The 14,905-nt window shown below is 73.8% G+C and carries 8 protein-coding genes; 2 read left to right on the top strand and 6 right to left on the bottom strand.

Going from position 1 to position 14,905, the window contains the following annotated elements; genetic code table 11:
- The 6 genes from ABIA38_RS07485 to ABIA38_RS07460 all read right to left on the bottom strand — a co-directional run bounded on the left by ABIA38_RS07485 (nt 1) and on the right by ABIA38_RS07460 (nt 11,934).
- Entirely contained in the window at nt 1-2,781 is a 2,781-nt protein-coding gene (locus ABIA38_RS07485; RefSeq protein ID WP_424637651.1) for a lantibiotic dehydratase, read from the bottom strand.
- 28 nt (nt 2,782-2,809) lie between these two features.
- The gene (locus ABIA38_RS07480) at nt 2,810-4,414 is read right to left on the bottom strand and encodes a nitroreductase family protein (RefSeq protein ID WP_424637650.1); all 1,605 of its coding nucleotides are present in this window, start codon (nt 4,412-4,414) and stop codon (nt 2,810-2,812) included.
- Nucleotides 4,415-4,474: 60 nt separating this feature from the next.
- Nucleotides 4,475-6,709 (bottom strand): TOMM precursor leader peptide-binding protein, encoded by a 2,235-nt coding sequence (locus tag ABIA38_RS07475; RefSeq protein WP_424637649.1) that lies wholly within the window; start codon nt 6,707-6,709, stop codon nt 4,475-4,477.
- A 9-nt stretch (nt 6,710-6,718) separates the two neighbouring features.
- Nucleotides 6,719-8,935 carry a TOMM precursor leader peptide-binding protein gene (locus ABIA38_RS07470; protein ID WP_424637648.1) on the bottom strand — a complete coding sequence of 739 codons (2,217 nt, stop codon included), beginning with the start codon at nt 8,933-8,935 and terminating at the stop codon, nt 6,719-6,721.
- 150 nt (nt 8,936-9,085) lie between these two features.
- Nucleotides 9,086-10,954 (bottom strand): BTAD domain-containing putative transcriptional regulator, encoded by a 1,869-nt coding sequence (locus tag ABIA38_RS07465; RefSeq protein WP_424637647.1) that lies wholly within the window; start codon nt 10,952-10,954, stop codon nt 9,086-9,088.
- Nucleotides 10,955-11,283: 329 nt separating this feature from the next.
- Entirely contained in the window at nt 11,284-11,934 is a 651-nt protein-coding gene (locus ABIA38_RS07460; RefSeq protein WP_424637646.1) for a hypothetical protein, read from the bottom strand.
- A 351-nt stretch (nt 11,935-12,285) separates the two neighbouring features.
- Between ABIA38_RS07460 and ABIA38_RS07455 the strand changes: the two genes are divergently transcribed.
- Together ABIA38_RS07455 and ABIA38_RS07450 are read left to right on the top strand one after the other, a co-directional pair.
- Complete coding sequence (locus tag ABIA38_RS07455) at nt 12,286-13,056, top strand: serine/threonine protein kinase (RefSeq protein ID WP_424637846.1); 771 nt, start codon at nt 12,286-12,288, stop codon at nt 13,054-13,056.
- Between the two features lie 49 nt (nt 13,057-13,105).
- Nucleotides 13,106-14,731 (top strand): serine/threonine-protein kinase, encoded by a 1,626-nt coding sequence (locus tag ABIA38_RS07450; protein WP_424637645.1) that lies wholly within the window; start codon nt 13,106-13,108, stop codon nt 14,729-14,731.
- The last annotated feature ends 174 nt before the right edge of the window (nt 14,732-14,905 follow it).

Genomic DNA, 14,905 nt, shown 5'->3' with positions numbered 1-14,905 from the left:
TCACCTCGAAGGTTCGCGGATGGGTTGCAGCGGGACGAAGCGGCAGGACGGTCCCGGCCGGGGGGCCGGCCGCGACACCACCTCGATCAACATCTCGGCGACATGCCGGCCGCTCGCCGAGGTGACCGGGAGTTGCCCGGCGTCGGGCAACACCTCCTCGAAGAGCACCTCGCGGCCGGGCGTCTTGACCAGGCCGGCGAGCAGGGACAGGGACAGGGCCGAGGTGAGGTCGAAGTGTTGCGGCTTGGACCAGCCGCCGGTGCCCTCGCCGTCGCCCCGGAAGCGGGCGAAGACCTGTTCGGGGAGGCCGTGTGCACGCTGCCATCGGCGCCAGGCCAGGAGCCGGTCGCTGTCGCCGGCCCCGGGCGGGTCGACGGGCAGGTGCTCGACCGTGGTGCTCCAGCGGCGGCGGGCCACCACCAGGCCGCGGTGGGTGACCCGGGGGCGGGTGCTGACGCCGGCGACCTCGGCGCCCTCGGGGATGCCGCCCCACACGTCGAGTACGGCCTGGCCGGCCGGGGAGAAGTGCAGCAGGGTGCGCGGGATCTCGGGCAGGGCGAGCGGGATCAGGTAGCCGAGGTAGAGCGGGATGATCTCGCAGTCGAGCCGGTGCGAGCGCAACACCAGGCGGTCCTGGTCCACGTCGTGCCGCACCTCGAGGTCGTCCAGGGTGATCTGGTGCTCCGGCGGCAGCGAGCTCTTCTCGCCCGGGTAGACCAGTTGCAGGTCCAGGACGCGGGCGTGCAGATTGAGGTTGTGGTTCGCGGCGCCGCCGACGATCTCGGCGAACAGCGCGCCGGGCGGCTGGAGTTCGCCGAGCGCGGCGCCCACCTCGCGGGCCAGGCCGACCCCGGCGGTGTCCTCGAAGCAGTGGGTGAACCGGGAGAACGGGAACGCGAGCGCCCCGAACGAGCGGTTGAGCACGGCCCGGTGCGGCCCGCGGCCGGCGATCGGCTGGACGAAGTGCGCATATGCCGCCAACGACGGTGCGGCCGAGGTCAGTTCGTCGGCGACGGCGGACAGGAGAGCGCCGTCCAGCTCCAGTTCCTCGGCCCCGGCCGGCAGCTCCGCCCAGGCCCGGCGCACGCCGTCGACGAAGCACAGCCGGGCCCGGTCCACCGCGTCGATCTCCGGCCGGTGCAGCCAGTTCACCAGCGGCCGGTAGGTGCCGTCCTCGTCGAAGGTCCGCCGTCGGGAGGCGGCCGTGGCGTACTGGTCGTAGATGTCCTCGTGGAAGTCGTGGATCATGCTCAGCACGTCGTCGCACCGCCCGCCGAGGCCGTACCGGGCCACGAAGAAGCCCTTGAGGGTGAGCCGGTGGCCCAACGAGACGTCGAACGCGGGCAACACCTCGCCGATCGCCCGCAGCGGATCGCCGACGGTCCGCGCGAAACCGGGCCCGTCCCACGGCACCGGCGGCCCGGTGATGCTCGCGTCCTCGTAGATCAGCGTTTTGGGCAGCACTGCGTCGGCCGCGCCCAGCCGCTCGGTGATCTTGGTGAAGCCGGTCCGCAGCCGGTCCAGCCCGGCGCGCCGCCCGGTCGGGTCGGCCTCGGCGTAGGCATCCACCTCCCCGGCCAGCAACACCAGTTCCTCGGCCAGTGCGGTCGACCAGTGCGGGCCCAACTCGCGCAGCCCGGCGGCGAACGCGCGGACCGGATCGCGCCGGTGCACGTCCAGTTGCAGCGCGGGCACCTGGAGCAGGCCGAGCGTGAGCAGCGCGCGCGGATAGCGTCCGTACTCGGCGTCCGGGTCGGCCGTCGAGCCGCTCAACCGCCGGGTCAACTCGCGCAACGTCCAGGTGGGTTGCTCCTCGAACAGGGCCAGGACGCGGTCCAGGACCGCGCCGTGCCGCAGGAAGAACACACTGTCCCGGGCGAAGTCGAAGCCGGCCGCGGTGTCGGCGGCGCCTCGGGTGATGGTGCGTCGGATGTAGCGGATCCGGCTGCGCTCCGAGCGCCAACCGGCCGCCAGCTCCACCGGGAGGTCCTCGCGCAGCTCGGGATCGTGTCGGATCACCTCGGCCAGCCGGGACAACACCGCGACGTTCAGGCGAGGATGGGTCCGCCACGCCTCGCCCACCCGGGCCGGCGCCGGTCCGGGGGCGTAGGGATCGGTGAACTCGCCCAGCGTGACCCCCGTCAGCGTGCTGAACGGACTGGTCTTGCAGGCCGTGCGGTAGACGTACTCCAACAGGGAACGTTCCACCTTGCGCTGCGACTTGCCGACCGGCCCGGCGGTGCCGCGCCGATAGCCGTCCAGTACGCCGTCCAGGGTCGGCGAGGCCAGCAACAGGCCGGAGCGGAACCGGGGTTCGCCGGCGATCTCACGCAACCGGCCGCGGGCGGCGGTCAGCTCCCGGTCGACCAGGTCCGGGCCCACCCGCCGCAACCGGGCCAGCACACGGTGCCCGGCGATCCACTCGACCAGTTCGGCACCGAGCGCGGCATCGGCGGCGTCCACCACGCGCAACACCGCCGCCGCGTCGCCCGGCGGCCGGTTGTTGAACACCTTGCGGCGCAGCCCGAGCAGGGCGCGGCGGGCGGCGCCGTCGGGGTTGCCGCCGACCAGCACCGCCAGGCGGTCCCCCAACTCGCCGCCCCGGGTGGCCAACTCCCCTTCCAGGTCCAATACTTCATCCGCCCAGGCGATGCCCTCCGGAGCGCGCAGGGCAAGCACCGCCTCGATCGGCAGGCCCGCCACCCGAAGCATGAACAACCGGCCGAGCAGCCAGGACCGGGCCGTGGTGGTGGGTACGGATACGGATGCGGGCGCGTTCATCGCGAGTCCCTTCGCGGCTCTCACCGGCTCAGACGAGGTCGTACCGGAAGTCGGCGGGCATCGCCCGTTCGTGCCCGACCAACATGATCAACAGCGGCGCCTCGCCGGTCTCGGCGAGCCCCAGCTCCTCGCCGTACGCGACGTTGTCGAAGCCGAGCGCCACCCCACAACCCAGGCCGAGCGCGGGCGCGGCCGTGTACACGGACTGCGCCACCGCGCCCACCACGGCGTTGGTCAACCGGTAGCCGCGAGCACCGACCGCGTCCAGCACGGCGCTCGCCCGCACGGTGGGGACGATCACCGCGGCGGCCTGCTCCAGGTTGTAGTTGTCCAGGAAGTAGGTGCGCTGGAGGAACCGGCCGCGTGAGCCCTCGGCGATCAGCCGCAGGCCGTTCGTGTCCGGGTCGTAGCGATACACCCCGGGCGCGACGCCCGCCACATGATTGACGAACACCCCCAACCCGGCCAGCGGCGGACCCGCCGCCCCCGGGCCGACATCGCACCCGTAGCGCCCCGCCGTCGAGGCCGCGCGCAGCAGCGCGGCGAGCTGATCGGGCCGCACCTCCAGATGCGCGGAGAAGCGGCCGAAGCTGCTGCGCCGGGTGCGCAACGCGGCGCGCAGGGACAGGTCGAGCGGGGCCGGCTCGGGCAGCGCGACGGTCGGCGGCTCGTCGGCCGGCGCGGGCAGGGCCGGTACGTTCTTGAGCGCGTCGGGGGCCGGTCGCCGATCGGCACCGGCCAGGGTCGCCGCGTGCACCCGGGTGACCGTGTCGAACGCCCGGACCCGGCGCGAGCGTTCCTGCTCCACGGCCCGCACCCGCCCGGCGGAGAGCACGGGGACGGCGGGGTCGGTGATCGGCGGCTTCGGCGGGCCCCACGGCAGCGGTACCACGGCCAGGATGCCCTCGTCGCCGGGCACCACCCCGACCAGCTCGCTCAGCCGGCCCTCGTCGAACCACAACGCCGGGGACACCGCGACGCCGTGCGCCCGGGCCCACATCCGCCAGGTCTGCACGACGGTGCCGACGTCCATGGTGACCGCGTGGTAGGCGAAGCTGTTGTACTTGAACGCGTTCTGCCAGAACTTCACGCCCACGACCAGGTATTGGTCGGTGTCCACGCCGACCCCGCCACCCAGCGCCGCACCCACCGTCGCGGAGACGTCGCCGGTCAGGAGCCGTTGCATCGTGTGGTGCGTGGTGGAGTAGTGGTAGACCCCGGGCAACACCGGACCCGCGCCGCCGCTCACCCAGTAGACGGCCGCCGGATACAAGCCGCCGCCCGACGCCGTGCCGCGGGCCCAGGCCGCGTCCGCGTACCGGGGCAGCGAGGCCTGGCTGGGGTTGGCGTTGTGCGCGAGCCGCCGACCGAGCCGGCCGTACGAGTGCAGCAGCATGTCGGCGAGCAGCGGCAGGTCGAACGTGCCCGGTCGGGTCGGCTCCGGGCCGAACAGGCCCTGCTGGACGGTGGCTTCCGGGCGGGCGGGGCCCTCGGGCAGACCCAGGTTCTCCACGCCGGGGTAGAACTTGCCCCGGCGGGGGTGGTCGGCCCAGTCGGGCTCGAACCCGAACGGCTCCATCGGCTCCCGGGCGCGCCGCAGAACCGCGCCGAGGTATTCGTGTGCGACACCCATCGAGAGTCCTTTCCCAGGGCTGGGTCGTGCGAGGGGGTTGGCGGTCGGGGTGATCGGGCGTCAGGGGAACGGGTGCGGCGCCGGGTTGAGGTCCGCCGGGTCGAGATCGGTGTCCCGAAGTCCGGCCTCGCGCAGCGCGGTTCGGGTCCTGGGCAGGTGCCGGGCGCGCTGCCGGTGCCACCCGAAGTCGATGGGCAACAGGCCCGGCACGATCACGCTCGCCGTATGCAGGCCGAGGCGGCGCTGCTCGGGGCCGGTCTGGTCGACCACGATCGGGTCGAAGTCCGCCCCGGACAGCAGGTCGACCGCGTGTGCCAGTACGTCCGCCAGATCGGCGGTGCGCGCGGGACCGGCCGCCGGGGCGAGGTCGGCGAGCGGACGAGGCGCGCTAGGCGGGCCGTCGAGCAGGAAGCCGGTGTGGCGGAGCATGTCCGGGAGCCCGTAGAGCATCGGATGGTCGTGCAGCTTGCGGACCAGGCCGAAGTCCCGGCTCAGCGCCCGCAGTCGGGGCTCGTCCCACGCGGTCCGGGCACGCAACCGCAGCGCGTCGGTGGCGATCTCGACCAGGGCGCCGCCGAGCGCGTCCTCGGGATCGAAGCCCGCCCCCGCGCCGAAGCACACCGCGCCGAGGCCGCCGGTGGTGCGGACCGCGACACCGGTGATCACCGGGATCGGGAAGCTGATCCGGGTGTCGAAGAACCGGGCGCGGTAGCCGTACAGCGCGAGCCGGTCCACCATCGCCCGGGTGCGCGGCCGGGTGCTGGTTTGCGGATCGATCTCGGGGAGGGCGACCCGGCCGTGCCAGGCGAGCAGGAACGCGTCGCGTTCGACGAGTTCCAACAGGCCGAACAGGGCGGCCTCGGTGAGCGAACCGCCGGACGCACAACCGCTGGAGCACTCCTGGACGAAGCGCTGATCGGCGGGGACCGAGTGGTAGTAGCTGAGGATCTGCGGGACCAGCAGCGGTTGTCGGTGTCGCAACGAATACCCCCATACCCACGGGATGGGTGCGGCGGGGTCGAAGCGTGGGGCCCCGGGGGCGTGCGCGTGGTAGCTCGCCGAGTACAGGCCGCAGGCGCGCGGGTCGAGCGCCGGCCGGCCGTGCGCGGTGAGCGTGTCCAGGGCGGCGATCACGGCCGGGCGGCGGTCTCGGGGGCGGGCGCCCGCGTGGCGTTCCAACCCCTCGAAGAGGCCGATTCGGCGGCTGTCCGCGTAACTGTCGGCGTGCCCACCCCAGTTGATCTCGTGCAGGACGTCGCCGACCCGGTCGGTGGTACTGCCCAGGACGGCCGAGGTGGTGGGCAGGCTCGGATCCGCCCGGGTGCCGGCGCCGAGGACCCCGCATACGGGATTGACCAGGGCGTCCTCGGGCAGGTCGTAGTCGGCCAGGGCGCGTTGCCGGAACTCCCCGGGCGCGCGGCGCGGCGAGCGGCCAAGGGCGGCTGGCACGGCGGCCGGGTCGTCGGTGCGGGGGATCCCACAGGAGGGGCATTCGGCGTCGGCCATCAGGCGCACCCGATGCACCGTCAGATCGGTCAGGTCGACGCGATATACGTACGGATGGCGCGCGTCCTCGGGGTAGCCGTGTGCCAGTCGGCCGGCCACATGGGCGGCGACCAGCGCGGCCACGGCGTCGGCGCCGAACGCGGTCACCGCCGGCTCGCCCACCGCCCGTACGCCGTCGCCCAGTTCGAGCGCGTCGCGGACCAACTCGTGCCGGAGCAACTGCCAGCGGCGGGCCAGGCAACGGGCACACGCCTGGCGGATCCGGCCGGGCGGCCGGATCGGGCCGACGATGGCGGCGGCGCCGTCGAGGTGGACGGGCACGGACCAGTGCTCGGGGAGCCCGAAGTCCTCGGCCGTGACGGCCAGTTCGTTGCGGACGCCCAGCGCGGTGACCCGGACGTCGAAGCGGACGTCGCACCGGACGGGGGCGGCGGAGCCGGCGGGGCGAGTGGACTTGGCCGGCTCGGCCGGCGCGACGAGGCCGACGGCGCGGGTGACTTCGGGGGCAGTGGTCGGCCCGCTTGCCCTGGTCGCGCTGGTCGGCCCGGTGCAGGTGGTGGACGCGGCGGAGCCGGCGGTGCGGGTGGCTCCGGTCGGCCCGGACGCCTCGGTCGCCCCGGCGGGGGCGGTGGGCGCGGCGGAGCCGGCCCCGGTGCCCCACCGGCCGGTCGCCAGGCCGGCATGGATGCGCTCGCGCAGTTCGGCGCACGCGAGTGCCCATGGCTCGGCGGGGTCGGCCGTCGGGGTGGCCTTGGTGGGTGGTCGTTCGGGGCCGGTGAGGGTTTTCATCGTGGTGCCTCAGGCCCGATCGGCGAGCAGGACCCGCACGGTGGTGATGCCGGCGACCCGCAGATCGGCCGAGGCGGTCCGGATCGCGAGGACGTCCCGGCCGCGTTCGCGCAGCCCGTCCAGGACCGGCGCCCACGCGGCCACCGCGCCCAGGTCGGCCTTGGCCTCGGTGTCGATGGCCAGCGCGTACGGATCCAGCGCGGGCAGCAGCGGATCACCCGGATCCACCTCGCCCTCGTGCGCCCGGTCCCGGCGCAACTGGGCGTGGCCGAGGAGATCGCGCAGCGCGTCCGAGGCGGCCCGGCGTCGGCTCAGGTGCGCGCCGATCGCCCACAGCGGCGTCTCCTCCGCGCCCTCGACGGTGCGGGCCAGGAACACCGGCACGGCCGGGTCGGGCGCGGCCAGGTGCAGCAGTTCCACGTCCAGTTCGAGGTTGGCCGCGGTGCGCAGCAGGAACCGCAGTTCGGGGTCCTCGTCGAGCTCGTCCGGAGGAACCGCGCCGACCGTACCCGCGCCGGCGACGGCCGTGGTGAGTGCGCAGTACGCGAGCGCGCCGAGGGCGCCGCGGTCCAGTGCCTCGGCGGCGTTGCGGCCCGCGCCGGTGCCGGCGGACGTCGCGGCGAAGAGGCGGTGCAGGTTGTCCGTACCGAACCCGCGCACGGCGCCGGCGGGTACGGCGTAGCGCTCGCCGGACACCAGCGAGGTCGCTGCCACCCAGGTGCCCACGTCGGCCGGGGACGCGCCGGTGCCGCTGTCGGTGTCGATGCGGTTCGGGGCGATCCGGGGCAGCTCGCGGTGGGCCGGGCCGGGGGTGCGGGCGACATGCTCGGCGTACACCTCGGCGGCGCGATACACCGCGCGCAGCCGGGCGCCGGCGGTGTGGTGCACGTCGAACGCGGTGACGGTGCGCCGGCAGGTGTCGCCCAGGCCGAGGACCACGCGGCCCACCTTGAGCGGCATCTGGGTCAGCGGGTCGTCGTCGAACCGGGTGAACACCCCCATCGTCGGGGCCACCAGCGCGGAGACGGCGGCCAGTTCGTCGACCACGGCGCTCGCGTCCTCGGCGTCGGCCGCCTCGGCGACCGGCGCCGGGAGGGGTTGTACGCCGGCCAGGGGGTCGGTCTCCGCGCCCGGCCCGGTCCGAGCCGCGTCGTCGGTGCGGCAGACCGGGCAGGCCGGGTGCGCGGCCAACACCTCGGTGGACACGTCCATCGAGGCGAGGTCCTGGGTGATCACCCGGCCGGCGGTCTCCGGGGGCAGTGCGCCGGTGAGCCGGCGGAAGACCTCGTACGCCATCAGGTTGCCGAGCATCGCGGCCAGATGCCGACTGGGGCCGGTGCCGGGCCCGGCGGCCGGTACCGCCAGCCGGCTCCACACCTGCGCGGCGACCCCGGGCGCGTCGTTGGCGCCCAGGCGCAGTACGGCGCAGATCCAACACCCGGTCCGCTCCTCGGACATGAACGGCCCGACCAGCACCCGCTCGCCGATCGTGACCGCCGGGAGCAGAGCGACCCCCTCGGGGACGCCCGCCTCGACCAGGTCGAGCAGGCGGCGCGGGCCGAGCGCGTCGACGCAGGCCACCACGACGTCGAAGCCGGCGAGCTGCGCCCACGTCGACGGGCGGTCGGTGTCCGGGAGTTCGACCAGTTCGGCCGGGCAGTCGGCGGCGGCCAGGTCGCGGATCTCGTCGGTCACCTCGGCGAAGCGGTTCTCCGGGCGGCGGATGCGGTCCTGGACGCCGACCACCGCGCTGCCGTTGCGGATCAGGCCCAGGGCGCACCAGCGGGCCACCAGATCGCCGCCGAGCACGGCCACCCGGGTGCGCCGGAACCTGGCGAAGCGCTGCTCGGCGCCGTCGACGTAGTGCGCGATGTAGCCGAGCTGGGCGGCGAACCGCTCCGCCTCGGCGGGAGTGCAGTCGGGTTCGCCGGCGGCGGCCTCGGCCGGTGCGGCGTCGCGGGCGTAGCCGCGTTCCAGCAGCGCGGAGACCAGGTCGGCGACCATGTCCCGGCGGTCCTCGTCCAGGCCCGCGCAGATCTGCGCGACCGTACGCCGGCCGTCCAGGTACGGCACGATCAGACACGCGAGCCGGTAGGCCGGCTTCGCGGACAGCTGGAAGCCGCCCCGCGCGTCGTGGAACAGCACCCCGGTGGGGGTCTGGACGAACAGCACGTCGTGCTTGACACGGGGGCGGCAGTCCGCCACCGACGGGTAGGAATCAGCCATCAGAGGTCACCCATCCAACTCGCTATGGCATGTGGAAACAGGACCGGGCACCGGACCGGCGTGGCTCCGGACCGGCGGGGCAGTGGGCAGTGGGCGGTGGGGTGTTCGGGGAAGTGGGGCGGTGGGGCCGGCGAAACGGGTGGTGCCGGTTCAGGGCAGGAGCGCGGGCCGGCGCCCGGAAGCCGCGCGGGCGAACCCGCGCAGCAGGGTGTTGACCCGGTACTCCTCGCCCGCGTGGCTCTCCACCAAGCCGGCGTCGAGCAGGGCCTCCAGGAGGTGTTCGGCCTCCTCGAGCGGGCAGTCGAGCCGCTCGGCGCACTCCCTCGGCGAGAAGGTCGCCAGGGTCGATGCGCCGATCCGAACGAAGGCGTCGGCGACCGTGTGGTCGAGCCCGGTCAGGAACTCGTCGAGCAGCGCGAACACCGACACCTGCCGGTCGGCGCCCAGGGTGAGGCCGCGCACCGGGTCGGCCCGGACCTCCTCGACCAGACCGGACAGGGTCTGTCGCCGTCCGGTGAGCAGCCGGGAGGCGACGATCCGCAGCGCGATCGGGAAGTGCCCGCACAGTTCCGCGAGTTCGTGGGCCGCCTCGGGGTCGGCCGCGATCCGGCGGGCGCCCAGGACAGTGGTCAGCAGGCGGTGGGAATCGGGCGGCGGCAGGGCGTCGAGCCGAACCGCCCAGCCGCCGCGGGTGATCAGCAGTTCGCTCAGCCCGGTCCGGCAGGTCACCAGGGCGGCGCTGTGCGGGTCGGTGGGGAGCAGCGCGGCCAGCCCGCGCGCATCGTGTACGTCGTCCACGACCACCAGATTCCGGGTGCCCACGATCATCGGTGCGGCGCTCGCGCCCCCTCCCGGGCTCGGGCCGGCCTCCGCATCCGACAGCGACAGAAACCACTGTCCGCCTGGGAAGTGCGCCCGGACCAGATGCGCCACGTGCACCGCGAGCGCCGTCTTTCCGATGCCCGGCGGCCCCGAGACGACGGCCACCATCGGCCCCGACCGCTCGCCGGTCAACTGCTCGACCAGCAGGCGGACTTCCTCGTCCCGCCCGACGAAGTTCGGCAGATCGGGCGGGATCGGTACGGGAACCGGTGTCGCGGGGTCGTCGTCCCGGCGTTCGGGCCGGGCCGCCCGGACGCCCGGCGGTGGCGCGGCCCGATCGGGGCGGGTCGCGTATGCCGCCGGTGCGCCCGTGCGGGGTTCGAGTTGCTCACCGCGCAGGATGGTCGTCTCCAGGCGCTGTAGCGCGGAGCCGGGAAAGACGCCCAACTCCTCGCGCAGGTAGCCCTTGACGCTGCGATACTCGGCGAGCGCGTCGGCCTGTCGGCCGGACCGGTACAACGCCTCCATCAGTTGTTCGCGGAAACGTTCGTGGCCCGGGTGGGCCTGGGTGGCCGCGCGCAACTCGACGGCCAGGTCCCGGTGTCGGCCCAGTTCCAGATGGAGGTCGAAACATCGTTCGGCGGCCCGCAGCCATTCCTCCTCGAGCCGGGGAACCGCGTCCCGATGCAGGGTCGCGGACTGCACGTTCGCCAGGGGAGCCCCCTGCCACAACGCCAACGCGGCGTGCAGACGGCGGAGTTCTTCGTCGGGGTCGGCGTGCCCGGTCGCGCCCCGGACCAGTTCGCGAAATTCCAACAGGTCCAGGGAGGCGGCGCTCGCCGGGAAACGATAGCCGCCGGGTACGGTCTCGATCAGGTTGTCGCTGACCCCGAATTTGCGGAAGAGCCGGCGCAGCCGCAACACATACGTCTGCAGCGTGGCCTTGGCGGTCGCCGACGCGGCCCCCTCCCACACCGCGTGCTGGAGGAACTCGACGGAGAGCGCCTGATTGGGATACAGCAGCAGTGCGGCCAACAGGGAAACCGGCTTGGACGGACGGAACACGACGGTCTGGGCACGATCGGCGATGCCGATCAGGCCCAGCACCGAGAACCGCACGGCAGCGGCATCCGAACCGACCTCGCCGCCTTCGCCGACCTGTGCCACCCGAACGTGCGGCGTGTGGTGGGTATCCACGGCGCTGCCCCGGCCCCGGGACCGCTACCAGCTACCACTGGCGCCGCCACCACCCCCGGAACCGCCCCCGAACCCACCGAACTTCCCGTGCTCCCCCGCCGCCGCCGGCCCCGCGGCCAGTGCCAACGCGGCCGTCACCCCGGCCACCGTGATTGCCGCGACCCTACACACCCGCCCGATCCGCTGCCGTCCGGTCCGCTTCGTCTCCACCAGTGAACTCCCTTGCTCAGAGCCGAGGTTGCGGTGAGCGACCGCCCCTCCGGCAATTCGCGGATACCTTGCCTGTCGTCCTGCACCCGGAGTCTGGCACCGCGCGGGAAGCCGAAGCATCAGGGAATCCACGCGGGAACCCCCGCACGGATCGTGGGGGTCGAGGGCCACGTGTCGGTCGCCGCCGCCGCGGTGGCGAGGAGTTCGGGGAAGGTGCCGGGGAAGTCCGCCGGCATGGCGGCGAACAGGCCGCGCAACCACGCATACACCTCGTCCGGCGCCTGTGGTGGTGGTTGCCGCCGCGGACCGCGCACCACCCGGGCCGCATGTGCCGCGAGCTCCGGATCCGCCGCGCCGCACGCCGGCCCGAGCAACTGCCGCGACCGCGCGCCCAGCAGCACCGTGCGCAACTCGTCCGGCACCGGCAGTGCCCCGGGACCACCCGCGAGCATTTGCCGTCGCAGCGTCGCCGAGGCATCGGGATGCAGGTATACGGCAGTCCGCAGCCCGGGATCGGCCACGTCCGCGAGTGCCGCCAACACGTCCGCCTCCGCCTCCGGCTCGGGCCCACCGAGCAACGCCCGCCGATCCTCGCCGGCCCCGTGCGCGACCACCCACTCGACGACCGCCCGCCGAACCTCCGGCCCGACGGGCAACCCCTCGGCCAACACGTCCCGCCGCACACCCGCCGGCAACCGGGCCGACAACGCGACCGCGTCGACGGCACCGAGATGGTCGAGCAGCGCGCCCAGGTCAGCGGCGGTATGCACGTGTGCGACTCCGTAAGGGGGAGGGGATCCGAGGACGCCGTAGGCGGCCACCCCATCCTGCCCCGACCCGGCGACGGCAGGACAATCGATTTCCCGGCGGCGGCGACGATCGGCAAGGACGCCGCCGTCCTCGCCGCCGTCCTCGCCGCCGTCCTTGCCTCCATCGTGGGTCGCCCGCGATGCGGAAGTCGGCGATCTGCAACACCTTTTGGACAGCCTCGGCCCCCGACCGACGAGGCTCGCGCCCCGGACGGGCCCCGACCGGCAAGCCCCCGATTCTCCGGCGCGGAATCCGACCGCCGATGTCGCGTAGCGTTATCCTGCTGGCACGTCGGGGTACGGGGGTTCATGGTGGACACGGTGATCGTGCAGTTACCGGACGCGGGGCCGGCAGCACGCGGGGCTCCGGGCGCGAAACCCCACGTGTTGGCGATGGGCCCCGGGCAGACCGCCGACTTCGGGCGGGGCGCGCCCGATCTGCCGGTGCCGATCGTATTGCCCGACCCGGGGGTCTCCCGGCGGGCCGGGCGGCTCACGGCGGCCGAGGACTATTGGCGGTTGTCGAACTTCAGCCGCACCGCCACCTACGTGGTGGAAAACCTCGAGGGTGCGGGGGAATACCTCAAGGTCGCGCCCGGTCGGCTCGGCGCGCCGGTGCCGTTCGAGTTCTCCCGGCTGGTGCTGCCGGTCGCCGACGGCGACGTGTCGTTCAAGGTGTTCGCGCCGCAACACGCCTACCTGGACCGGGAACCGGGGCCATCCGGCGGGGAAGGGACGACCAGCCCGTTCGCCCTCGATCCGACGTCGAAGTACTTCCTGGTCCTGCTCGCGCTGTGCGAGCCCCGGCTGCGCGGCGCCGTCGACTCCGCCGCCCCGGGGGTCGGCGAAGTACTCGACCGGCTGCGGCCGTTGGCCGGTTGCCGGGAGCTGAGCCGATCGGCGATCAACTATCACGTCGACTACCTCGCGTCGACCAAGCTGCGACTGCGCGGCGGATCCGCCGACGAGGCCGGCCGCACCGGACAAAAGCGCGAGCAACTCGTGGCCCTGGCCCTGCGGTTCGACCTGGTCCGCGTCGAGCACCTGAACCTGCTGCCGCCGCCGGGCGACCGCGCCGGCTGAGCGCGGCCCACCCGGACCCGACCCTTCGAAGGAAGCAGGCACACCGAGGATGACCGACCTTCCGCCGCCGCCCCCACTCGACGTCCCCCGGGGCCTGGTGATCGCGGATTGGCGGGTGACCGAGCCGATCGGGTCCGGCAGTTGGGGCAGTGTGTACGCCGCCGAGCGCACAAGCGACGGATCCGCCGCCGCGGTCAAGTTCCTGCGGACCGACCTGCTCACCCCCGGACAGCGCACCACGATGGACGAACTGGTGCGCCGCGAGGTGCACTTCAGCCGCACGGCCGACCACCCCAACCTGGTCCGCACACACGCCGCGGCCACCGTCGACGACCCCGAGCATCCCGAACTGCACGGCATCGTCGGCCTGGTGATGGACCGCGCGGCACGCAGCCTCCAAGACCTCCTCGACGCCGCCGAACCCGGCGCCGCAGTGCCCGGCGCGCCGGGGATCCTGCGCGGGGTCACCGCCGGACTGGCACACATGCACACGCACGGCAGGGTGCACGGCGACCTGAAACCGGCCAATACGCTGCTCACCGAGGACGGGGACGTCTGGCTCGCCGACTTCGGCCTCACCGCCGAACTGGACGGGACACACGCGTACATCCCACCCCTGGGCTCGCTCGACCACGTACCGCCCGAGTGGTGGTCCGAGCGCACCGGGGAACGCGGCACGGTGATCCGGCCGACGGCGGACATCTGGGCCTTCGGGGTGCTCGCCCACCAGGTGTCGACCGGCGGACTGCACCCCTTCGTCGGCTCCACCGCGCGAGCCCGCGCCCTGGCCGCGCAGTCCTACGCCCGGGGCGTCACCCCGCTGCGCCTGGACGACCGGGTACCGGAGGCCTGGCGGCGACTGATCAGCGAGTGCCTGGCCTCCGACCACGAATCCCGGGCCCGGGTGACCGCCGCCGAACTGGCCGAGCGGGTGCGCGCGCTGACCACCGCCACGCGGCCCCGGCGGCGGCGCCGGGCGACCGTACTCGTCGCGGCCGGACTGGTGCTCGCCGGCCTCGGCACCGGCCTCGGACTGGCGCTGCCGACGGGCGACGACGGACGCGCCGACGGCGCGCGGGTCGGCGCAACGCCGACGCCGCCGACCTCGCCGGGCCCGGGTCGGGGTGCGGGTACCGGCGGTGCACCCGCAGTGCCCGCGGCGCTTGCCGACGGCGAGATACCCGCCGGCTCCGATGTGCCGGCGGCACTGCGGCCGATCATCACCGAGGGCGCCCAGCGTTGCACCGAGGCGGAGGTCACGCCGGTGTTGCTGGCCGCGATGATCAAGGCGGAGAGCGGGTTCGACGCCAAGGCCGCGCGGCCCGAGCGCGACGAGTACGGCATCGCGATGTGGACCCCGTCGGTGTTCAACGCCTGGGCCGTGGACGGCGATCACGACGGCACCAAGGACTACATGTCGCCGCCGGACGCGATCGCGACCATGGCGGCGTACGTGTGCTGGCTGGCTCAGCGGTTCAAGCAGGAGGGCCTGCGCCAGGACATCCCGGCCCTGGTCGCCGCCGGCTACCGCACCAGCGACCGGGCGATCCTGGAAGCCAAGGGTGTACCGCCACGCGTCCAGGCACACGTGGACACCGTGCTGCGCTACCTGGCGGAGTACTCGGGCCGACCACCACAGTCGGCAGGCCCCGCCACGACGCCCGCCGCCCGGTAGCGGCACATCACACCACCCGCACCGCACCCTCCCTGACACGTGTCAGGGACCGTTTCCGCCGGCCTGCGCCTAGCGTACGAAGCACCGAAAGCCGCTTCGTTACAGGCAAGGGGAACGGATCGTGGGGATTCGCAGCGGACCCGCCGCCGTACGCGGTGCCCGCCCGCCGGGCCG

It is taken from the genome of Embleya sp. AB8 (assembly GCF_049739465.1).
Classification (GTDB): Bacteria; Actinomycetota; Actinomycetes; order Streptomycetales; family Streptomycetaceae; genus Embleya.
Note: the sequence above shows the minus strand (reverse complement) of the source record. Positions and strands in the feature narration are given on the sequence as shown.

Coding starts and splice junctions, on each gene's coding strand:
- ABIA38_RS07485 (WP_424637651.1), bottom strand. CDS start 2,781: ATGAACGCGCCCGCATCCGTATCCGTACCCACCACCACGGCCCGGTCC.
- ABIA38_RS07480 (WP_424637650.1), bottom strand. CDS start 4,414: ATGGGTGTCGCACACGAATACCTCGGCGCGGTTCTGCGGCGCGCCCGG.
- ABIA38_RS07475 (WP_424637649.1), bottom strand. CDS start 6,709: ATGAAAACCCTCACCGGCCCCGAACGACCACCCACCAAGGCCACCCCG.
- ABIA38_RS07470 (WP_424637648.1), bottom strand. CDS start 8,935: ATGGCTGATTCCTACCCGTCGGTGGCGGACTGCCGCCCCCGTGTCAAG.
- ABIA38_RS07450 (WP_424637645.1), top strand. CDS start 13,106: ATGACCGACCTTCCGCCGCCGCCCCCACTCGACGTCCCCCGGGGCCTG.